Annotated in this window: 21 protein-coding genes; 10 read left to right on the forward strand and 11 right to left on the reverse strand. The window is 62.7% G+C overall.

Annotated features, from left to right (window positions below; all coding sequences use genetic code 11):
- Positions 1-427 precede the first annotated feature (427 nt).
- Complete coding sequence (locus ACQ4WR_RS20635) at positions 428-1204, reverse strand: enoyl-CoA hydratase (RefSeq protein ID WP_436489608.1); 777 nt, start codon at positions 1202-1204, stop codon at positions 428-430.
- 172 nt (positions 1205-1376) lie between these two features.
- On the opposite strand from ACQ4WR_RS20635, the gene ACQ4WR_RS20640 reads away from it, so the two are divergent.
- Both ACQ4WR_RS20640 and ACQ4WR_RS20645 read left to right on the forward strand, forming a co-directional pair.
- The gene (locus ACQ4WR_RS20640; protein WP_436489610.1) at positions 1377-2585 is read left to right on the forward strand and encodes an MFS transporter; all 1209 of its coding nucleotides are present in this window, start codon (positions 1377-1379) and stop codon (positions 2583-2585) included.
- A gap of 135 nt (positions 2586-2720) precedes the next feature.
- The gene (locus ACQ4WR_RS20645) at positions 2721-3158 is read left to right on the forward strand and encodes a universal stress protein (RefSeq protein WP_102297838.1); all 438 of its coding nucleotides are present in this window, start codon (positions 2721-2723) and stop codon (positions 3156-3158) included.
- A gap of 34 nt (positions 3159-3192) precedes the next feature.
- Here the strand turns inward: ACQ4WR_RS20645 and mltA are convergent, their stop codons facing one another.
- Positions 3193-4386 (reverse strand): murein transglycosylase A, encoded by a 1194-nt coding sequence (gene mltA, locus ACQ4WR_RS20650; protein ID WP_436489612.1) that lies wholly within the window; start codon positions 4384-4386, stop codon positions 3193-3195.
- 97 nt (positions 4387-4483) lie between these two features.
- Here mltA and ACQ4WR_RS20655 point away from each other — a divergent pair, with 97 nt between their 5' ends.
- On the forward strand, positions 4484-4630 hold the full coding sequence (locus tag ACQ4WR_RS20655) for a hypothetical protein (RefSeq protein WP_436489614.1): 147 nt from the start codon (positions 4484-4486) through the stop codon (positions 4628-4630).
- 24 nt (positions 4631-4654) lie between these two features.
- Here ACQ4WR_RS20655 and apaG read toward each other — a convergent pair whose 3' ends face one another.
- A complete protein-coding gene (apaG, locus tag ACQ4WR_RS20660) occupies positions 4655-5029 on the reverse strand; it encodes a Co2+/Mg2+ efflux facilitator ApaG/CorD (protein ID WP_092804098.1) in 375 nt (124 codons plus the stop codon).
- A 167-nt stretch (positions 5030-5196) separates the two neighbouring features.
- On the opposite strand from apaG, the gene rpe reads away from it, so the two are divergent.
- The 7 genes from rpe (at position 5197) to ACQ4WR_RS20695 (ending at position 11348) form a co-directional block, all read left to right on the forward strand.
- Positions 5197-5871 carry a ribulose-phosphate 3-epimerase gene (gene rpe, locus ACQ4WR_RS20665; RefSeq protein ID WP_102297840.1) on the forward strand — a complete coding sequence of 225 codons (675 nt, stop codon included), beginning with the start codon at positions 5197-5199 and terminating at the stop codon, positions 5869-5871.
- A gap of 11 nt (positions 5872-5882) precedes the next feature.
- Positions 5883-6575: a phosphoglycolate phosphatase gene (locus tag ACQ4WR_RS20670; RefSeq protein ID WP_102297854.1), complete on the forward strand. Its 693-nt coding sequence runs from the start codon at positions 5883-5885 to the stop codon at positions 6573-6575.
- A gap of 269 nt (positions 6576-6844) precedes the next feature.
- A complete protein-coding gene (gene trpE / locus ACQ4WR_RS20675) occupies positions 6845-8341 on the forward strand; it encodes an anthranilate synthase component I (protein WP_102297842.1) in 1497 nt (498 codons plus the stop codon).
- Between the two features lies 1 nt (position 8342).
- Positions 8343-8906, forward strand: coding sequence for an aminodeoxychorismate/anthranilate synthase component II (locus ACQ4WR_RS20680; RefSeq protein ID WP_035824429.1), 564 nt, complete (start codon positions 8343-8345; stop codon positions 8904-8906).
- A gap of 65 nt (positions 8907-8971) precedes the next feature.
- Positions 8972-10015, forward strand: a complete 1044-nt coding sequence (gene trpD / locus ACQ4WR_RS20685) for an anthranilate phosphoribosyltransferase (protein ID WP_102297844.1) — start codon at positions 8972-8974, stop codon at positions 10013-10015.
- A 41-nt stretch (positions 10016-10056) separates the two neighbouring features.
- Positions 10057-10857 carry an indole-3-glycerol phosphate synthase TrpC gene (gene trpC, locus ACQ4WR_RS20690; RefSeq protein WP_436489617.1) on the forward strand — a complete coding sequence of 267 codons (801 nt, stop codon included), beginning with the start codon at positions 10057-10059 and terminating at the stop codon, positions 10855-10857.
- Between the two features lie 20 nt (positions 10858-10877).
- Positions 10878-11348, forward strand: coding sequence for a hypothetical protein (locus ACQ4WR_RS20695; protein WP_436489619.1), 471 nt, complete (start codon positions 10878-10880; stop codon positions 11346-11348).
- On the opposite strand, the gene ACQ4WR_RS20700 is transcribed toward ACQ4WR_RS20695, so the two are convergent.
- The 8 genes from ACQ4WR_RS20700 to ACQ4WR_RS20735 form a co-directional block, all read right to left on the reverse strand.
- Positions 11299-12474, reverse strand: coding sequence for a GGDEF domain-containing protein (locus tag ACQ4WR_RS20700; RefSeq protein ID WP_436489621.1), 1176 nt, complete (start codon positions 12472-12474; stop codon positions 11299-11301). The genes ACQ4WR_RS20695 and ACQ4WR_RS20700 overlap by 50 nt on opposite strands.
- Before the next feature lie 87 nt (positions 12475-12561).
- Positions 12562-13737, reverse strand: a complete 1176-nt coding sequence (locus ACQ4WR_RS20705; RefSeq protein ID WP_436489623.1) for a GGDEF domain-containing protein — start codon at positions 13735-13737, stop codon at positions 12562-12564.
- A 165-nt stretch (positions 13738-13902) separates the two neighbouring features.
- On the reverse strand, positions 13903-15783 hold the full coding sequence (locus ACQ4WR_RS20710) for a M61 family metallopeptidase (protein ID WP_436489625.1): 1881 nt from the start codon (positions 15781-15783) through the stop codon (positions 13903-13905).
- Between the two features lie 30 nt (positions 15784-15813).
- On the reverse strand, positions 15814-16419 hold the full coding sequence (locus ACQ4WR_RS20715) for a nucleotidyltransferase family protein (protein WP_436489627.1): 606 nt from the start codon (positions 16417-16419) through the stop codon (positions 15814-15816).
- Between the two features lie 13 nt (positions 16420-16432).
- Positions 16433-18706, reverse strand: a complete 2274-nt coding sequence (locus ACQ4WR_RS20720) for a xanthine dehydrogenase family protein molybdopterin-binding subunit (RefSeq protein ID WP_436489629.1) — start codon at positions 18704-18706, stop codon at positions 16433-16435.
- Positions 18707-18716: 10 nt separating this feature from the next.
- Positions 18717-19175, reverse strand: a complete 459-nt coding sequence (locus ACQ4WR_RS20725) for a (2Fe-2S)-binding protein (protein WP_436489631.1) — start codon at positions 19173-19175, stop codon at positions 18717-18719.
- 132 nt (positions 19176-19307) lie between these two features.
- Positions 19308-20030: a DsbC family protein gene (locus tag ACQ4WR_RS20730; protein WP_436489633.1), complete on the reverse strand. Its 723-nt coding sequence runs from the start codon at positions 20028-20030 to the stop codon at positions 19308-19310.
- A gap of 153 nt (positions 20031-20183) precedes the next feature.
- Complete coding sequence (locus ACQ4WR_RS20735) at positions 20184-21422, reverse strand: FAD-dependent monooxygenase (protein ID WP_436489635.1); 1239 nt, start codon at positions 21420-21422, stop codon at positions 20184-20186.
- Positions 21423-21452: the final 30 nt, after the last annotated feature.

Consider the following 21452-nt stretch of genomic DNA (forward strand, 5'->3'; position numbering starts at 1 on the left):
ATGCCGCCAGCGTTCAATCTGAGCCAGGATCAAACTCTTCAGTTTAATCTCTGTTACTTTGCCATTTTATTGGCACCGTCATTGCTGACGGGTCGCTCACTCAAAAAACTGACAGGCCACTTCCGAAGAAGTATCCTATTTCATTATTTCTTGTGAACATTTGATATTTTAAGTTAGACGCCAATCCGAAGATTGACGCTGCACTTACATCAAATGCCCACACTTATCGACTGTTAATTGTTAAAGAACTGTATTCGGTACTGCTTATTTACTACTCTCGCGCTATCGACAAAGCGTTGTGTTTGTCAGCTGCGAAGAAGGAAGAGTATGAAGCGTTTGCAGCATTTCGTCAACCTTCTTTTTCTCCCCGTTTTTACTCTGCAACACCATGTTTTGTGTGCGTCGTTTTGCGAGGAGGCGAATCATATCAAAGACCGTCGAAGTTTGGCAAGCGCTTTTCCAGGAAAGCGTGCATGCCTTCTTTTTGCGCAGGCGTGCCGAAGGCAGCCTGGAACAGACGGCGCTCGTAAGCGACCCCGTCGGTCAAGGTGGTTTCAAACGCGCGGTTGACGCAATCCTTGATCATCATGGCTACCGAGGTCGGCATGGCGGCGATGGTCTTGGCGGCGGCCAGGGTTTCTTCCAGCAATTTATCCGCCGATACCACGCGCGACACGAGGCCGATGCGCTCCGCTTCGGCAGCATCGATGGTGCGCGCCGTCAACAACAGATCCATGGCCTTGGCCTTGCCGATGGCGCGCGGCAAGCGCTGCGTGCCGCCTGCGCCTGGCGTGACACCGACCTTGATTTCCGGCTGGCCAAATTTGGCGCTGTCGGCGGCGATCAGGAAATCGCACATCATGGCCAATTCGCAGCCACCACCGAGCGCATAGCCCGCCACCGCGCCCACCACGGGTTTGCGCACGCGCAGGATATATTCCCAGTTGCGGCTGATATAGCCCTGGGTAAAGGTGTCCGGATAAGTATAGTCAGCCATGGCGGCGATATCGGCACCGGCGGCAAAGGCTTTTTCGCTGCCCGTGAGCACGATGCAGCCGATATGCTCGTCGGCGTCGAACTTCAGCAGCGCGTCGCCCAGCTCATTCATCATGTTGTCGTTCAAGGCATTCAGCGCCTTCGGGCGGTTCAGGCGGATGACCGCCACTTTGTCCTGGATATCGATGATCAAGTCTTCGTATTGCATAGTGTCTCCTCTGGATGAACGGTGCAACGATTGTAGCGGCTAACGGCAACGGCGCGGCAGGCGCGCTGCTATTATTCTGTGCCTGATCCTTTTCTCATCGAGCGGCAAAATTTCCTCTCCACTTATTCAATCCCTGACCAGGCGTCTGCGCGGCGACGGCAGCGTCGCCAGCATGAATTTCCGCCGCCTGTGGTTCAGCAATGGCCTCAATTGCTTCGGCGCCCAGATCACCTCGCTGGCCTTGCCCCTGTGCGCGGTGCTCCTGCTGCATGCGACGCCGGAGCAGATGGGCTTGCTCGTCGCCTTGCAGGCGCTGCCGTTTGCCCTCTTCGGCTTGCCCGTCGGCGTGTTGCTGGACCGGCGCAGCAAGCACCCGATCATGCTGTTCAGTGAAAGCATGTCCGGCCTGGCCCTGGCCAGCGTGGCCGTCGCTTACTGGTGCGGCGTGCTGTCGATGCCGTGGTTATATATAGTAGGGTTCATCATCGGCACGGGCTTCGTCGTCGGTGGCGGCGCTGAGCAAGTCTTTTTGACCTTCCTCGTGGGTCGCGACGGCTTGATCGATGCCCAGTCGAAATTTGCCGCCACAGAATCGGCCTCGCGCCTGATCGGCCCCGGCCTGGCCGGCGTGCTGGTGCAACTGCTGTCGGCGCCCGTCGCCATCCTGTGCACGGCCTGCGGCTATGTGATTTCCGTATTCAATCTGCGCGCCATGAGCGTGCGCGATCCGCGTCCCGCACCGTCAAGCAAGCACGCCTTGCGCGACATCGCCGATGGCTTGCTGTTCGTCTGGCACGAGCCGCTGCTGCGCGCGCTGGCCTGGGGCGCCGGCATCTGGCACTTTTTGTTCTACGCCAGCATGGCTCTGGCGGTACTGTTCGCCACCCACGACCTGGGCATGAGCCCCGGCGTGCTGGGCATGACGCAAATGCTGGGCGGCGCCGGCGTCCTGCTCAGCGCTTTCATTGTCAAGCCGTTGACCAGGCGCTATGGCACGGGCCGCACCATCCTCATCGGCCTGGCCTCCACGTCCGTGTGTTTTGCCCTGACGCCGACGATTCCCGCCGCGCTGTTCGGCAGCGCGACCGCCACCGCCGTGGCCTATGCCATATTGATGTTCTTTTTCGATTGCGGTGTGATGCTGTTCTTTATCCCCTACCTGGGCTTGCGCCAGAAGGTCACGCCCGATGCCATGCTGGGGCGCATGACGTCAACCATGCGTTTCCTGACGGTGGCGACGGCGCCGCTGGGCGCGCTGGCGGCTGGCTGGGTGGCGGAACATTTTGGCGTGCGCAATGGACTGGCCTGCATCGCGGCCGGCAGCCTCCTGCTGACCATCGCCATGGTGTGGGGCACGCCGCTACGTAGCGTGCGCACCTGAAGCAATGAACAGGCATACACTGCTAAAGATTGCCTTGGCGACACTATTCACGGCAAAGCCTGATCGATTTGATTTACATCAAGGAATTAATTGACGTAAATCCATAAGCTGTTTACATCACTTGAGGAGCACGCCATGTTTAACACCATCTTATTTCCCACCGACGGTTCGCCGTTGTCCGACAAAGCCGCCGAAACCGCCCTCGCCTTTGCCCAATTGAACAAGGCCAAGCTGGTCGCCATCAGCGTGGTACAGCCATTCCCGTTCTCGCCCATGGCCGATGGCGGCATCGTGCTCGACGCCGGCTTGTATGAACAGCAGATGCGGGAAGCATCGCAGCGCGCGATCGACAAGATCGGCGAAGCGGCGCGTGCCGTCGGCGTGCCATTCGAAGGCGTGGTCGCCGTCTCGCCCAGCCCGCACGAAGAAATCGTCAATGCGGCGCAGACTTACCAGTGTGACATCATCCTGATGGCCTCGCATGGACGCAAGGGCTTGAACAAGTTGTTCGTGGGCAGCGAAACGCAAAAAGTGCTGGGCCACACTCACCTGCCAGTGATGGTCCTGCGCTAAGCGACACCACGAACTGCCCAGCGCCGCAAGAAACTCAGCGCGCTGGCGCCTGTTTCGGCAGCAACACCCACACGGTGCCGCTCTGCTTCATGCGGCCCGCGTTCTCCGCCGCTTCCGCACCAAAACCAAAGAAATAGTCGACACGGATGGGCCCGCGAATGGCGCCGCCCGTATCCTGCGCCATCACCAGGCGCTGCATCGGGATATCGCTATTGGCTTGCGTGGTGGCCAGGAACACGGGCGCACCAAGCGGCAGGTAGCGCGAATCGATGGCCACCGAACGCTGCGGCGTCAGCGGCACGCCCAGCGCCCCCTTCGGCCCCACTTTCGGATCCGGCAAGCGCTCTTCCTTGAAAAACACATAGCTGGGGTTGGCATTGAACAACTCATCCTTGCGCGTCGGGTGGCCGGCGATCCACGCCTTGATGCCTTGCGCGGATGCCTGGCTCATCGTCAGCTCGCCCTTGTCGACCAGGTAGCGGCCGATGGATTTATACGGGTGGCCATTCTGGTCGGCATAGGCCACGCGCACGGTTTCCTGCGTATCCGTGAGCTGCACCCGGCCGGAACCTTGCACCTGCAAAAAGAACGCTTCCACTTCGTCGTCGACCCACAGCAATTCCTTGCCCGTAACAGAGGTGGCGCGCTCGATGTCGGCGCGCGTGGCGTACGGCACCACCTTCTTGCCGACCAGCTTGCCCCGCAAACGCATATTCTTCAGTTCCGGATACACGCCGGACAAGTCCACCGAGACGAGGTCGTCGGGTACCTTGTACAGCGGCGTCTGATACGGACCACCGCGCTTGCGCGCGCCGTGCAGCAGCGGCTCGTAGTAGCCCGTCACCAGGCCGGTACTGGCGCCATCGGCGGTGATGACTTGATTGGGCACAAAGAATGTCTCGAAAAACAGGCGGATGGCCTTGTCGCTGTCGGCATTCACTTGGCGCGCGATGGTGCACGACTCCTTCCAGTCCGGGCGCTTGACCAGCACGCCGCACGACGCCATGAAGGCGGGCCAGGCGGCGCGCATGTCGTCGCGTGCCCAGCCCGGCAAGGCGGCAAACTTGGCGGGCACGAAAGTGGGGGCTGCCGCTGCATCAATCGTGTCCTTGGCGTCCTTGGCGCCGGCCGCTTTGGCCGGCACGGGCCTGACAACGGTCGGGGCAATCGCTGGCGCCTTGCCGGTGACAGCGACCGGTTCCGACGGCGGCGTGGTACAGGCGGACAACGCAAGTGCGACGGCGCCGATTGAAACGGGTAGACTACCGCGTGTCAACAGACGGCGGGTAAATACTAAGCTGCGGGTAAATAACATAGGGGTGCGTATGTGGATCTTGATGATAGAGGCGCTGGTGGCGTTCTTCTTGCTGGCATTTATAGTCTGGTGGACCATGTATTCGGGCAAGAAGCCCACGCCGCCGGCGCGCAAGCAGCTCGATGACGAGCAGGACACCACCGAAAAACTGAAATAAGCGGCGCGCGGCCGCTGCGTTTGCTCAATGCAGGGTGCGCGGCACCGACAGCACGAATTCGGGAATCAACGCTTCGAACTGGTGTCCATCTTCGGCCACGCAGAAATATTCGCCGCGCATCGAGCCTTGCGGCGTGCCCAGCATGGTGCCGCTCGTGTATTCAAATTGTTCGCCCGGCTGCAGCAGCGGCTGATGGCCAACGGCGCCCAGGCCGCGTACTTCTTCCACCTTGTTGTTCGCATCCGTGATAACCCAGTGGCGCGAAATCAGCTGCGCGCCAACGGTGCCCGTGTTGACGACGCGGATCGTGTAGCTGAACACGTGCCGCCCCTGGTCCGGTGCCGATTGCTCGGGCAGGTATTGCGTCTTGACCGTTACCGTAAATTCATAAGTCGCCATCGTCATTCCTATTCAGACATTGCCAGTCAATATATTGTGTCGCGCGTGCCCGATTAGCCACGGCGCGCCGCGTATTCTGTGTTTCAGCGTGCGTCAACGCGGCATGGTAGCGGCGTCAAGCGTAAAATAGCGCATCTTCGCATTTTCTATCCTTTGGCTACTTCACCATGACTACATTCCGTATCGCTCCCAGCATCCTGTCCGCCGACTTTGCCCGCCTGGGCGAGGAAGTGCGCAACGTCGTTACCGCCGGCGCCGACATCATCCACTTCGACGTGATGGATAACCACTATGTGCCGAACCTGACCATCGGCCCGCTGGTGTGCGAAGCGATCCGCCCGCACGTGCAAGTGCCCATCGACGTGCACCTGATGGTCAAGCCTGTCGATCGCATTATCCCGGATTTCGCCAAGGCTGGCGCGAACATCATCACCTTCCACCCGGAAGCGTCGGATCACGTCGACCGTTCGCTACAGCTGATCCGCGACAATGGCTGCAAATCGGGCCTGGTATTCAACCCGGGCACGCCGCTGCATTACCTGGAACACGTGATGGACAAGATCGACATCATCCTGATCATGTCCGTCAACCCGGGCTTCGGCGGCCAGTCCTTCATCCCGCACGCGCTGAAGAAAATCGCCGAAGCGCGCCGCATGATCGATGAATCGGGCCGTGACATCATGCTGGAAGTCGACGGCGGCATCAAGATCGACAACATCGCCGCCGCCGCGGCCGCCGGCGCCGACACCTTTGTCGCCGGCTCGGCCATCTTCGGCAAGCCCGACTACAAAGCCGTCATCGACGCCATGCGCGCCGAACTGGCCAAAGTAGCGGGCGCCTGATGCAAGCGGGCATGGTGAAAGATCACGTACTGGCCGGCGTGCGCGCCGCCATCATCGACCTCGATGGCACGATGCTCGACACCGTGCCCGATTTCCATGTCGCCATCAACGGCATGCGCGCCGAATTCGAACTTGCGCCCATCAGCGCTGACGCCATCAAGCTGATGGTGGGCAAGGGCTCGGAAAACCTGATCCGCACGGTGCTGGCGCTCGACTTCGATGCGGCCGGCGTGGAACAGCGTTTTGATGCGGCGATGGATGCCTACCAGCGTCACTACCTGGCCATCAATGGCCAGTTCAGCACCCTCTACCCGGACGTGGAAGCGGGACTGGCGGCGATGAAGGCGGCGGGCTTGCGCCTGGCCTGCGTCACCAACAAGCCGATCGCTTTCGCCCTGCCCCTGCTGAAACAGAAAAATCTCGATGGTTATTTCGAGATCGTCTACGGCGGCGATTCGCTGCCGAGGAAAAAACCGGACCCGCTGCCGCTGCTGCAAGTGTGCGCGGACTTCGACCTGCCGCCCGCCAAAGTGGTGGCCATCGGCGACTCGTCGAACGACGCGCAAGCGGCCAGGGCTGCGGCTTGCCCCGTACTGACGGTACCGTATGGCTACAATCACGGACACTCTATACACGATACCGATTCCGATGGTATAGTAAAGACGCTGCTCGAAGCAGCCCGTTTTATTAGCATGCAAAACTAACCGGCATACTGACCAAACCCAACACCATATCGTGAACACGTTTCTCATCAAAAAACACAATGTCACCCAAACCGGCTCGATTGAGGCCTGGCTTTGGCGACGCTGGCAATCCTGGCAGGCTTAAGGGCCGAGCCGTTACGATTGCTGCCGGTTGCACACGCGTCCTTTGCGCATTTTGCGCAAGTTCCCTGTACCGGCAAGTTTTTTGATAACCCACCGCAGGGTTTGTGCACTATGCACACGCATACCCTGACGGCATGGAGAGAAACATGACCGAACTCGAATTCAAATCGCTGGCCCAGCAGGGCTACAACCGCATTCCCCTGATCGCGGAAGCGTTCGCCGACCTGGAAACCCCGCTCACCCTGTACCTGAAACTGGCACAGGCCCAACAAGGTGGCAAGAACACCTTTTTGCTCGAATCCGTCGTCGGCGGCGAACGCTTCGGCCGCTATTCCTTCATCGGCTTGCCTGCCACGACCGTGTTGCGCAGCTATGGCAAGCGCACCGAAATCGTCAAGAACGGCGTCGTGATCGAAGAGCACGAAGGCAATCCGCTCGACTTCATCGAACAGTTCCAGTCGCGCTTCAAGGTCGCCCTGCGCCCCGGCATGCCGCGCTTCTGCGGCGGCCTGGCCGGCTACTTCGGCTACGACACCGTGCGCCACATCGAGAAAAAACTGGCCGGCGGCGCGCCGAAAGATGACTTGAAGCTGCCCGACATCCAGCTGATGGTGACGGAAGAACTGGCCGTCATCGACAACCTGTCCGGCAAACTGTATCTGATCGTCTATGCCGACACCACGCAGCCCGAATCGTTTTCGAAAGCGCAGCAGCGCCTGAAGGACTTGCGCATGATGCTGCGCCGCGGTGTCGATGCGCCCGTCACCAGCGCTTCCGTGCGCACGGAAACCATTCGCGACTTTTCCAAGGAAGAGTACCTGAAGGCCGTCGCCAAGGCGCATGAATACGTGATGGCGGGCGACCTGATGCAGGTGCAGATCGGCCAGCGCATCCGTAAACCGTATGTCGATTCGCCGCTGACCCTGTACCGCGCCTTGCGTTCGCTCAATCCGTCGCCGTATATGTACTTCTATAATTTCGGCGACATGCAGATCATCGGCGCCTCGCCCGAGATTTTGGTGCGCAACGAAAGCACGGCCGATGGCGGCAAGAAAGTCACCTTGCGCCCTATCGCCGGCACCCGTCCGCGCGGCGCCACGCCAGAGCGCGATGCCGAATTGTCGGCCGAACTGCTGGCCGATCCGAAAGAGATCGCCGAGCACGTGATGCTGATCGACCTGGCGCGTAACGACATCGGCCGCATTGCCGAAACGGGCAGCGTGCACGTCACCGACCGTATGGTCATCGAAAAATACTCGCATGTGCAGCACATCGTTTCGAACGTGGAAGGCACCCTCAAGAAGGGCCTGTCGAACCTGGACGTGCTGCGCGCCACCTTCCCCGCCGGCACCCTGACGGGCGCGCCGAAAGTGCGCGCCATGGAAGTGATCGACGAACTGGAAATCACCAAGCGCGGCATCTACGGCGGCGCCTGCGGCTACCTGTCGTTTGGCGGCGAAATGGATGTGGCGATCGCCATCCGCACGGGCGTGGTCAAGGACGGCATGCTGTACGTGCAGGCGGCGGCCGGCATCGTGGCCGACTCCATCCCCGAAATGGAATGGCAGGAAACCGAAAACAAGGCGCGCGCCGTGCTGCGCGCCGCCGAACAAGTGCAAGATGGCCTGGATGGAGGGTTTTAAGATGCTGCTCATGATCGACAACTACGACTCCTTCACCTATAACATCGTGCAGTATTTCGGCGAGCTGGGCGAAGACGTGCGGGTCTACCGCAATGATGAGATCACGATCGAACAGATCGAGGCGCTGAACCCGGACCGCATCTGCATCTCGCCCGGTCCGAAAGCGCCGGCACAGGCGGGCATTTCGGTGGAAGTGCTCAAGCACTTCGCCGGCAAGAAGCCGATACTCGGCGTGTGCCTGGGCCACCAGGCCATCGGCGAGGCGTTTGGCGGCAAGGTCATCCGCGCCAAGCAAGTCATGCATGGCAAGACTTCCCTCATCGCGCATACGGGCGTGGGTGTCTTCAAGGACATCCCCAGCCCCTTCACAGTGATCCGCTACCACTCTTTGGCGATCGAACGCGCCTCGCTGCCTTCCTGCCTGGAAGTGACGGCGTGGACGGACGACGGCGAAATCATGGGCGTGCGCCACCGGGAATACGATATCGAGGGGGTGCAGTTCCACCCCGAATCGATCCTCTCGGAGCACGGCCACGCCTTGCTGAAGAACTTTCTCGAGCGCTGATTTTCCGCGCACGCCGCGGCGTGCCATCAGTGTCCTCCTGCGCCATCATTGAAGAAGGAAGCATCATGCCGATCACCCCACAAGAAGCCCTGCTGCGCTGTATCGAACACCGCGAAATCTTTCACGACGAAATGCTGTACCTGTTCCGCCAGATCATGTCCGGCGAAATGTCGCCCACCATGATCGCCGCGCTGACCGTGGGTTTGCGCGTGAAAAAGGAAACCATCGGCGAAATCGCCGCCGCCGCACAAGTGATGCGCGAGTTTTCCACCAAGGTGCCCATGGCCGACACCACCAACCTGCTCGACATCGTCGGCACGGGCGGCGACGGCGCGCACACTTTCAACATTTCCACCGCCTCGATGTTCGTGGCGGCCGCGGCCGGCGCGCGCGTGGCCAAGCATGGCGGGCGCAGCGTCTCGTCCTCGTCCGGCAGCGCCGACGTGCTGGACTCCCTGGGCGTCAACATCAACCTGCAGCCCGAGCAGATCGCCCAGTCGATCGCGCAAACGGGCATCGGCTTCATGTATGCGCCCAACCACCACGCGGCCATGAAGCATGCGGCGCCCGTGCGCAAGGAGCTGGGCGTGCGCACGATTTTCAATATCCTCGGTCCGCTGACCAATCCTGCCGGCGCGCCGAACATTCTGATGGGCGTGTTCCACGCCGACCTGGTCGGCATCCAGGTGCGCGTGCTGCAGCGCCTGGGCGCGCAGCACGCCATCGTCGTGTATGGCCGCGACAATATGGATGAAGTGTCGCTGGGCGCCTCTACCCTCGTGGGCGAGCTGGTCAACGGCGAGATCCGCGAATACGAAATCCACCCGGAAGATTTCGGTTTGCAGATGATCGCCAGCCGCAACCTGAAGGTGGCCGATGCCGTCGAATCGAAAGCCAAGATGATGGAAGCGCTGCGCGGCGAACCCGGCGCGGCCAGCGATATCGTCGCCCTGAACGCGGGCACGGCGCTGTACGCGGCCGGCGTGGCCAGCTCGATCGAGGATGGTCTGGCGCGCGCACGCACGGCCGTCAGCTCGGGCGCCGCGCTGGCGAAACTCGCGCAATTCGTGCAGGTCACGCAGCAGCTGGGCACACCAAAGCAAGCGTAGTCTCCGCCCCCTCCCTTATAGAATAGAAAATAGCGACCATCATGTCCGACATACTCGACAAAATCCTGGCCGTGAAAGCCGACGAAGTGGCGAAGGCGAAAGCCCACCGCAGCCTGGCCAGCCTGCGCGGCGACGTGGAAGGCGATAGCGAACTGCGCGCCGGCCTGCGCGGCTTTGAAGCAAGCCTGCGCCAGCACATCGCCGCAGGCAAGCCCGGCATCATCGCCGAAGTGAAAAAAGCGTCGCCATCGAAAGGCGTGATCCGCGCCGACTTCCGTCCCGCCGACATCGCCGCCAGCTATGCCCTGCACGGCGCCGCCTGCCTGTCCGTGCTGACGGACGAACAGTTCTTCCAGGGCTCCGTGGAATACCTGCGGCAGGCGCGCGCCGCCTGCGCCATCCCCGTGCTGCGCAAGGACTTCATGGTCGACATGTACCAGATCTATGAAGCGCGCGCCATGGGCGCCGACTGCATCCTGCTGATCGTCGCGGCGCTCGACCATGGGCTGATGGCGGAGATGGAAGCGTGCGCCCACGAACTGGGCATGGGCGTGCTGATCGAAAGCCACGATGGCGAGGAACTGACGGCGGCCTTGAAACTCAAGAGCGCGCTGATCGGCATCAACAACCGCAACCTGCGCACTTTCGAAACCTCGCTGGACACGACCCTCGGCCTGCTACCGCGCATCCCGCCAGACCGTTTGGTCATCACGGAATCGGGCATCCACACCACGGCCGACGTGCAGCGCATGCGCGACGCGCACATCCACAGCTTCCTGGTGGGCGAAGCCTTCATGCGCGCGCCAGACCCCGGCGTGGAGCTGGAACGCCTGTTCAGCTAGAAAGTGGTAGTCTGGCGGTCATGAGACAGCTCCTGACCGTCCTTGCCGTCACCGCGCTGCTGGCAGCATGCCAGAAAGCGCCGGAACCGCGCGCGCAGGCACCCGCCAGTATCCCGGCAGTGCCGCTGGCGCCCAAGGCCATCGCCCCCGCTGCCAGCATCGACGCCTACAAATTGCGGGTGGCGCAGCAGATCATGGCGGCCAACAGCAATTACACCTTCAGCGGCCGCCTGCCTCCGATGCTGCCCGCCATCGTCGTGCTGGACCTCAGCGTCGAACGCGATGGCGTCCTGAAAAGCGTGCGCGTGCACCGCTCGCGCGACAGCGTGGCGTCGCAGGCGGCGCTGGCCGCCGTGCGGCGCGTGCCGGCGCCCTTCCCGCCCGCGGCGCAGTTGATGCACAGCCGCGGCAAGACGCTGGATTTCTCAGAGACCTTCCTGTTCAACGACCAGTATCGCTTCCAGCTGCGGACATTGTCCGGACCACAGTAACGCTGAGCACATCACACTCGATGCGGTCGCGGCCATTTTCCTTGGCCAGGTACAGGGCAGCATCGGCACGCGACAGCAACTGGTCCAGTTCCTCCAGCACCGATGCCTGGCACGCCACGCCGATACTCACCGTACACGGCGGCAGCCCATGGCCGTTCGGCTCATGCAGCAGGGTGCGGATGCGCTCGGCCACGCCCAGCGCGTTGTGCGGCGCCATGTCCGGCATCAGCACGACGAATTCCTCGCCGCCGAAGCGGGCCACGCAATCGGTGTCGCGCAGCGCGCCGCCGATGATGCGCGCCACGTGCGCCAGTACCTTGTCGCCCATCGCGTGGCCATAGCGGTCATTGATCGACTTGAAAAAATCGAGGTCGATGCTGAGCAAGGTCAAAGGCTGGCCCTTGCGGCGCAGATTCGCCTTTTCGCGTTCGTACACATCGCCGAAACCGCGCCGGTTCAGCACCTGCGTCAGAGGATCGTGCGTGGAGCGGCGCTCGAGTATCGTCTGCAGGCGCCGCGTGGCCACCGTCATGAAGCCCACCGTCAGCAGCAACGCCATGAAATTGGCCACCGCCAGATAAATACTGGCTTGCGTGCCGGCCACCGTCAAGTCCACGCTGGCGCCGCCATGCCACAAGGCCATGCCGCCGCGCAGCAGCACCACGCAAGCCTGCAGCAACATCAGTGCGCCAAAGAAGAAACTGGAAAAATGGCGCTCGCCGTGCGCAAACACCAGCTGCGCCTGGCGCGCATAGAAAAAAAACACGATGAAGGAAAAAACCGCCACGCGGCGTGAAAAATCGGGCGTCACCAGCAGCCACCAGGCGATGCCCGCCACACCGAGACCGCAGGCCAGCGCATAGCAGCGCAGGCTGGGGCCCTGCCCATAGAATTTTTCCGTGCCCAGCATCGACAGGCCGATGCCCAGCATCAGGACCGTGTTCGCCCCCAGCAGCGCCACCGCATCGGGCCAGCTATCGCGCATATTGAACAGGAAGGATGCCTGCACCAGCAGCAGCAGGCCCGCCGACCAGTGGCCCAGTCCATGCACCTCGCGCCGGAAACTGCGGTAGACGGAAAACATGACGATGCTCATGGCCCCGCACATCAGGGTAGTCATCAACATGATGGTGCGGGGATCGAGGGTTTCCACTGGCGGAGGCGGCCTAAAAAATCATTACAGCAATTTTAGTTCAGTTATGGAAAATTTAGTTCAGTTAAGGCAAATATGCTGCGGCGCTTGCGGCGAAAGCAATGCGGGCGTGGCGACCTCGACACGGTTGCGTCCCAGCTGCTTGGCGCGGTACAGCGCCCTGTCCGAGCGCTGCAGCATGCTGTCGAGCGATTCGTCCTCCGCCGCCTGGCAGGCGATGCCGATGCTCAGCGTGTAGTGCGGCAAGCTTGCGTCCGGACGCGGCTGGCGCAGCGCCGCCTGGATGCGCTGCGCCAGCAGTTCGGCGCGTGCCTGCTGCGACTCGGGCAGCAGGACGACAAACTCCTCGCCGCCGAAACGCGCCACGGCATCGCTGTCGCGCAAGACGCCGCGGATCACGCCTGCCACGTCGACCAGTACGCGGTCGCCCATGGCATGGCCGTGCCGGTCATTGATGGCCTTGAAAAAATCCAGGTCGATGCTCATCACGGCCAAGGGCTGGCGCGCGCTATGCCGGGCGTGGAAGTCGGCAAAGCCGCGCCGGTTCAGCACCGCTGTCAGCGGATCGCGGTTGGAGCGCTGCTCGAGCAAGGTCTGCAGGCGGCGCGTGGCCACCGTGATGAAGCCGACGGGCAGCAGCAAGGTCATGAAGGCGAGCAGCGCCAAATATAGATTGTAGTGGGGGCCGCCATGCATCATGTCGCTGCCGGCGCCGCCCAGCAAGGCGTTCACGCCACGGTGCAGCATCGCCAGCGCCTGCACCAGCATCAGCAGGCCAAAAAACCAGGTCGTGGCGTGGCGCTCGCCATGCCGCACGATGACGATAAATTGCGTCAGGTTCAGCGCCAGCATGAGGAAGGAAAACATGGCCACGCGCATGGCGAAGTCGGGCCACAGGTACAGCCAGCACAGCATCACCAGCAACCCAAGCAGCCATGCCCCGTGAAACAGGTGCCAGCTGGGCCGCACGCCATAGAACCGCTGCGTGCCCACCATCATCAAGCCGACGCCCCACAGGAACATGGAATTGGCCAGTGGCAGCAAGACTTCAGGAATGACGATGCCGCGCAAGCCAAACAGGCCGCTGGCCAGCACCAGGCCTGCCATGCCGATGCCCCATTCGCGCAAGCCTTCCACGTTGCGCGGGAAACTGCGCTGCGCGGCAAACATGACCACGCACATGGCAACCGTCATCAGGGTTGACATCAGGATGATGGAAACAGGATCTAGGTTCACGGCAGAATCGGTACACGGGACAGTGGAGTGGCGCCGCACATGCTTGCCAGCGCCAGGGTTCGTGCGAGAGTGTAGCGTGAAAAACAGGCGGAGAATCGCCGGCAGGGAAAACTTGTGCATGGCACAAGCAGTCCCACCGGCGGTATTGCTGGCGGTTCTACGCGCTTATTGCGCGCTAGGACGCTTCGGCCCTGTGGCCTTCTTGGGCGCCGGCAGCAGTGCCAGGCTGATGCCGGGAGCGCGGTCGCCCTGCAGTTCGGCCGTGAAGGTCATCAGTTCGTCGCGGCGGAAGGCGTGCACCGTCACCTTGGCGCCGACGGCGTAACGGCCCAGCAAGGTGTCGAGGTTGCTGCCCGTCACGCGCAAGCCATCGATGGCCACCAGCACGTCGCCTGCCGACAGGCCGGCCAGGTGGGCGGCGCCGCCCTGGTGCACCTGCGCCAGCTTGGCATCGTTGCCGTCGCGGCCCAGATTGGCATCCAGGCTCGGTTTTTGCGCCTTGCGCACATCGCTGTATTTGACGCCGAACGGCGCCAGCAGGCGCGCCAGCGGCACATCGTCCGTGCCGCGGATATAGCGCTCGAAGAAGGGCTTCATGCGCGTGCCGGCAATCTCGTCGAACAGGGCTTCGACTTCGGCCGGCGTCACGCCGCGCGCTTTACCCTTGTAGAAATCGCGGCCATAGCGCTGCCACAAGGCCTGCATTACATCGTCCAGCGATTTTTCGCCGTTCGTCTTGCTGCGCAGGGTCAGGTCGAAGGCCAGCGCGATCAGCGAACCCTTGGTGTAGTAGCTGACGATGGCGTTCGGCGCGTTTTCATCCTGGCGGTAGTACTTGCCCCAGGCGTCGAAGCTGGAATCGGCCACGCTCTGCTTGGTGCGGCCGCTGCCGCGCAAGACGCTGTTGACAGTCTTGCCCAGCAGCTTGAAGTAGGCGTCCTCGTCGATCAGGCCCGCGCGCACCAGCATCAGGTCATCGTAGTAGCTGGTGAAGCCTTCGAATAGCCACAGCAGCGGCGAATAGCTTTCCGCCTGCAGGTTGTAGGGCGCGAACGCGGCCGGCTTGATGCGCTTGACGTTCCACGTATGGAAGTACTCGTGGCTGCACAGGCCGAGGAATTTCAGGTAGCCGTCGCCGATTTCCGTGCTGGTGGAAGCCGTCGTCGGCAGATCGGCGCGCGCGCAGATCAATGCCGTCGAAGCGCGGTGTTCGAGGCCGCCGTAACCGTCGCCGACGGCCATGGTCATGAACACATAGCGGTCCATCGGCGCTTTTTTTGTCTTCGGCTCGAAGAAGGCGATCTGCGTTTCGCAGATGGCTTTCAGGTCGCGGCACAGGCGCTCCAGGTCCAGGTTCGGCACCTTGCCCGTGACGACGATATCGTGCGGCACGCCGTGCGCGGTGAAGGTGGCCAGCGCGAAGTCGCCCATTTCCACCGGGTGGTCGATCAGCTCATCGTAATTGGCTGCCTGGTAGCTGCCGAAGCCATAGCGTTTGGCTTTCAGTTCCGGCAAGGTGGTGGCCACTTTCCAGTTCTTGCAGGCCGCATCCTTCGGCTGCACGATATTGACTTCATGTGCGTCGGCCTCCTGGCCCAGCACGCGCAGGAACACGCTGGTGCCGTTGAAGAAGCCGTGGTTCTGGTCCAGGTGGGCGGCGCGCACGGACAGGTCCCAGGCATATACCTCGTATTCCACCGTCAGGGGTCCCTGGCAGGGCGCGGCCTGCCACGAATGCTTGTCCAGCTTGGCCAATGCCACGGCCTTGCCTTCGGCTTCGGCGCGGATGCTGACGATGTTGCGCGAGAATTCGCGGATCATGTAGCTGCCCGGGATCCAGGCCGGCAGGGCAAACACCTGACCGATGGCGGCCGGCGCCTTGACGGTCAGCGTCACCTTGAACATGTGGCCCGCCAGATCAAGAGCGGCGATGCTGTAGAGGATGCCGGCGGCCGGTGCGGCTTTCGCCTTGGTTTTCGCAACGGCTTTGCTTGTGGCATTGCCGGAGACTTTTGCGGTGATTTTTTTAATCGGTGCTTTCTTCATGTTTTCCTCGTGTCTGGCATGGATGTTCTACTATCGCCCGGGCGCGCCATGCACCGGCGACAAATCGTCAGGTGTATCAATATCGCGCAAGATGCCGCCGTCGTCCACTCTCACTTCGCATACGGCATGGCTGTTGACGATGCTGCGCGCGCCCTGGTCGCCGTCGAGCGCCAGCAGCAGCGGCAAGTGAAAGGCGCTGAACGCGACAGGATTGCCGCGCCGGCCCTGGAAGACGGGCACGGCGATGCGCGCGCCATCGTCTATGGCTTGCGACAAGGCGGCGATTGTAGCCGCTTCCACCCAAGGCATGTCGCCCAGCGCGATCAGCCAGCCCGGCGCGCCGCGCACATGCGCGATGGCGCAGGTCAGCGAGGCGGCCATGCCCGTGTCGGCGTCGTGGCAGACGCGCACTTCGCAGCCCAGCGCACCGAGCGCACGCGCCACTTGCGTATCGTCGGCGCGCACCACGGCCAGCACGCGCGGCAGGGCCGCCAGCATGTTCGTCGCTGCCGCCACCACCACCGGCAATCCGGCGTGCGGACCTTCCTTCAAGGGCTGCAGTAATTTATTCTGTACGCCGGAAGGGTCGAACCTGCGTCCCCTTCCGGCTGCCAGCAAGATGCCGACCGTACTCACAACACCACTGCCGTCATGCGGCGGCCAGGTCGAACGGCAGCTTGCGCAGACGCTTGCCCGTCAGGGCGAACAGCGCGTTGGCGAAGGCGGGCGCCAACGGCGGCACGCCCGGTTCGCCCATGCCCGTCGGCGCGTCGCCCGACGGCACCAGGTGCACCTCGATCACCGGCATGTCGGGCATGCGCGGCACCGGGTAGTCGCCAAAGTTCTGCTGCTCCACCACGCCATCCTTGAGCGTGATGGCCGCGCCGGGAATCGTCATGCCCAGCGCCATCAGCGCGGCGCCCTGCACTTGCGCCTCGATCGTCAGCGGATTGACGGCCAGGTTGCAATGCACGCCGGCCCACACCTGGTGCAGCTTGGGCGCGCCTTCCACCACCGATGCCGTGACCACGTAGGCGACCACGGAATTGAACGACTCGTGCATGGCCACGCCCCAGGCCTGCCCCTTTGGCAGCTTCTTCTTGCCATAGCCGGACTTGGCCACGGCCAGATCCAGCGCGGCGATGTGGCGCGTGTGCTTGGCGTCGATCAGCTGCTTGCGGTAGGCGACGGGGTCCATCTTCGCCACGTGCGCCGCCTCGTCGATCAGGGTTTCCATGACAAAGGCCGTGTGCGTCGAGCCGACGGAACGCCACCACAGCACGGGCACGTTCGCCTTGGCCGTGTGCACGGACAGCTTCATCGGCAAGGTGTACGGCTCGCCCATGCCTTCGACCATGGTGCCATCGACGCCATTTTTCACCATGAAGGATTCGAATGGCGTGCCGGCCATGATGGACTGGCCGACGATCATGTGGTCCCAGGCCATGATCTTGCCTTTGGCGTCGAGGCCGATCTGCGCGCGGTGCACATGCGACGGCCGGTAGTAGCCACCCTTGATGTCATCCTCGCGGCTCCACATCAGTTTCAAGGGGCCGCTCTTGCCCGCCGCCCGGTATGCCTTGGCGACGTTGACGGCTTCGACCACGTAGTCGGACGACGGCACGGCGCGCCGGCCAAAGCCGCCGCCCGCCATCATCGTGTGCAGGGTCACCTGTTCCGGTTTCAGGCCGGAGGTGGCGGCAATCGCCGCCTGGTCGCCCGTCTGGAATTGCGAACCCACCCACATCGTGCATTTGTCGGCCTGCAGGTCGACGACGCAGTTGAGCGGCTCCATCGGCGCGTGCGCCAGGTAAGGGAACTCGTAGACGGCGTCGATTTTCTTCGGCGCCTTGGCCAGCGCGGCGACATCGAATGGGCGTGCCACCGTGCCCGGCGTTTTCGCCAGCGCCTTGAAGGCGGCCAGCTGCTTGTCGCTGCTGACCTTTTCCACGGCGCTGCTATCCCACTCGATCGCCAGCGCGTCGCGCCCCTGCTTGGCGGGCCAGTAGCCAGTGGCGATCACCGCCACGCCGCTGCCGCCACGGTCGGTCTTCACTTCCAGCACGTCGAGCACGCCAGGAATGGCCTTGGCCTTGCTGGCGTCGAATTTCGCCACCTTGGCGCCAAACACGGGCGGGCGCGCCACCATCGCCACCTTGGCGCCAGGTGGCTTGAAGTCGATGCCAAACTGCTGCTTGCCGGTGGATTTGGCGGCCGCGTCCAGGCGCTTCACGGGCTTGCCGATGATGGAAAAGTCGCGCGGGTCCTTCAGCTTGACCGTGGCGGGCACGCTCTGGCGCATGGCCGCGTCGGCAAACTCGCCATACGTCGCCTTTTGTCCGCCAGGGCCATACAGCACGCCCTTGGCGGCGCGCACCTGGTCGGGATTCACCTTCCATTGCGTGGCGGCGGCGCCCACCAGCATGGCGCGCGCCTTGGCGCCGATTTCGCGGTACTGCGTAAACGAATGGGCGATGCTGCCCGAACCGCCCGTCATCTGCATGCCGTAGGCGGCATCCTTGTATTGCTCGCCGGCCGGCGCCAGGGCGCCATGCACCAGGCTCCAGTCGGCGTCGAGTTCCTCGGCGATCAGCATGGGCAAGCTGGTTTGCACGCCCTGGCCAAATTCCAGCCGGTTCACCTGCACCGTCACCGTGTTATCGGGCGCGATATGCAAGAAGGCGTTCGGCGCGTACACGGGCTTGGCGGGAGCGGCATCGGCCGCCTGCGCCAGCTTGCCTGCGCTGGGCAGGAAGAAGCCCAACATCAAGCCACCGCCAGCCACCGCGCCGGCTTTCATGAAACCGCGCCGCGACACGCCATCGGCCGCGCCAACGACAGCCACCGGCGCCGCTGCCAGCGCCGCGCCCAGGGTCACGCCGCCATGCTGCAATGCTTCCTGATTCAACCATTCGATACGCATGTCGCTCTCCTCAGGCCAGGGTCTTGGCCGCGTCCTTGATGGCCGCGCGGATCCGTTGATAGGTGCCGCAGCGGCAGATGTTGCCGCTCATGGCGCCATCGATGTCGGCATCGCTGGGCGACTTGTTGGTGTGCAGCAGGGCCGTCGCGCTCATCACCTGGCCGCTTTGACAGTAGCCGCATTGCGGCACGTCGTGGCGTACCCAGGCCGCCTGCACGGCCTTGCCCACCTGGTCGTTTTCCATCGCTTCGATGGTGGTGATCTTTTGCGCGCCGACGGAAGAAATCGGCGTGATGCAGGAACGGATCGGCTGGCCGTCCAGGTGCACCGTGCAGGCGCCGCACAGGGCCGCGCCGCAGCCGAACTTGGTACCCGTCATGTTCAGGTTATCGCGCAGCGCCCACAGGATGGGCGTGGATGGATCGGCGTCGACTTGCGTGTCGCGTCCGTTGATATTCAAGGTAATCATCTGCTGCTTCCCCTTTTTTGGATTGTTATGGCGTCTATGAACAACACTTGATGATACGACAGCGGAAAAAAAAGCAAAAAAAAGCGCGCCTTGCGAGGGCGCGCCGTCCAGCCTTCCTGGCGACAGCCCGGATTACTTAATGGTCGAGAATTTCTGTTCCAGCGTTTTCGCATCGACTGCGCCCGGAATGCGGCTGCCGTCGGCAAAGAAGATGGCTGGCGTGCCGGAGACACGCAATTGCTGGCCCAATGCGAGGATTTTCTCATGCGGGTTGGCGCAATTGGTCGGCGAGGCGGCTGGCACTTTACCGTTCAGCATCCAGTCGTCCCAGGCCTTGTTGCGGTCTGGCGAGCACCAGATATTGCGCGACTTGGCGATCGAATCGGGCGACAGGATGTTGTACATGAAGGTGTAGACGGTGACGTTGTCGATTTCCTTCAAGGCGTTCTGGCGGAAGCGCTTGCAATAGCCGCAGTTCGGATCTTCGAACACGGCGATCACGCGCTTGCCATTGCCCTTGACGGTTTTCATGGCCGAATCGAGCGGCAGGTCGGAGAACTTGATGCGATTGACTTCATCCAGGCGCACCTTGGTGAGATCTTGCGAAGTCTTGGCGTCGAAGACGTGGCCAACGAACAGATACTGCGCATTCTTGTCCGTGTACAGGATGTCGCCACCCGTGCGCACTTCGAACAGGCCGCCGTACGGGGTTTCCTTGACCGAGTCCACCTTGGCGCCTTCGCCCAGGCGCGGCTCGATCAGCTTCTTGATATTCGCTTCCGTCGGCGTTTCCGCGCCGGCGCACGACATCATCAGGCCCGAGGCCAGTACCAATGCGATTCTGCTCATTTTCATCACTATCACTTCTCCACTTGTAACGCCCGGCGAAACTGGCAGGGGGCCCGGCGCCGTTATCTCTTTAACAAAACGATCGCCGCAGACGAGCTGCGGCGACCTTGAATTTTCACTGCTACCATTATCCGGCGATATCTTAAGATTCGCTGATATTTACGGATGTCCCAATGCGTGCGCAATCATTTTCCGCTTCAGGGCCGGTAATTTATCCAGCAAGTTTAATCCCAAATTGCGAACTACGCGCAGCGGCTCCAGATCGGCGCCGAATAACCGCGCCAGGCCATCGGTGGCAAGCTGCATCAGCAGCACGTCTTCCTTGCGCGCGCGCGCATAGCGGGCCAGCACGCGCTCGTCACCGATGCCGCGGTGCGCTTCGCGTTCGCTGATGGTCTTGACCAGCTGCGCCACGTCGGCAAAACCCAGGTTCATGCCGTGGCCGGCCATCGGATGCACCACGTGCGCGGCATCGCCCACCAGGGCCACGCGCGGCGCCACCATGGCGTGCGGGCGCATCAGGGTCAGCGGAAACGCGCGCACCAGTTCCGGCTGCAAAGGCGTGAGCTTGCCCAGTTTGTCCTCGCAGTAAGCGGACAGGCGCGCGGCCAGGGCGTCGGCCGGTTCGGCCATCAAGGTATCGGCCAGCGCATCGGGCGCCGACCAGACCAGCGAGACGCGGTCCCCTGGCAGCGGCAGCAGGGCAACGATGCCTTCGCTGCCCGTGAACCACTGGTGCGCCGCGCCATGGTGCGGCTTTGCGCAGGCGAAGTTGCTGACCACGCCGCGCTGGCCATACGAGCGGTAATCGAGGCCGATATCGCACTGGCCCCGCACCCACGACTGGGCGCCGTCCGCGCCCACCACCAGCGCGCAGGTGATGCTGTCGCCACTGTCGAGATGCACGATGGTGGAATCATTCGTCCATTCCAGGCGGCTGGCGCGGCCCTGCACCACGTTGACGTTCTGCGCGAATTTCAGCGCGGCGTCCAGCGCCTGGCCCAGGTTGCGGTCTTCGACGATCCACGCCAGGGTGCCCACGTGGGCGCCATAGGCGTCGAAACCGAGTCCGCCCGCCTGCGCGCCGTCGCCGTTGACCAGCATGGCATCAACGGGCGCCACCCTGTCAGCCTCCAGCGCGCCCCACACCTTCAGGGACGACAGCAGCTGGTGCGCCGTGTGATTGAGCGCATACACGCGCACATCCCAGCTTGGCTCGGCCGGCTTGGCGGCCAAAGCGGCGGCCGGCGGGCTGGCCGGGCATAACAGGGTGACGCTTTGTCCTGCCTGGGCAAACGCCAGCGCCGTGGTTTTCGCGATGGCGCCATTGCCGACGATGCAAACGTCGCTGTGGCTATGCATGAAGCGCCGCATGGTAGGGGGAGTGGGACTGTTCATGCGGCCATTATAGCGTTTGCCCCGCCCTTT

This window comes from Janthinobacterium amylolyticum (genome assembly GCF_051380655.1).
Lineage (GTDB): Bacteria > Pseudomonadota > Gammaproteobacteria > Burkholderiales > Burkholderiaceae_D > Janthinobacterium.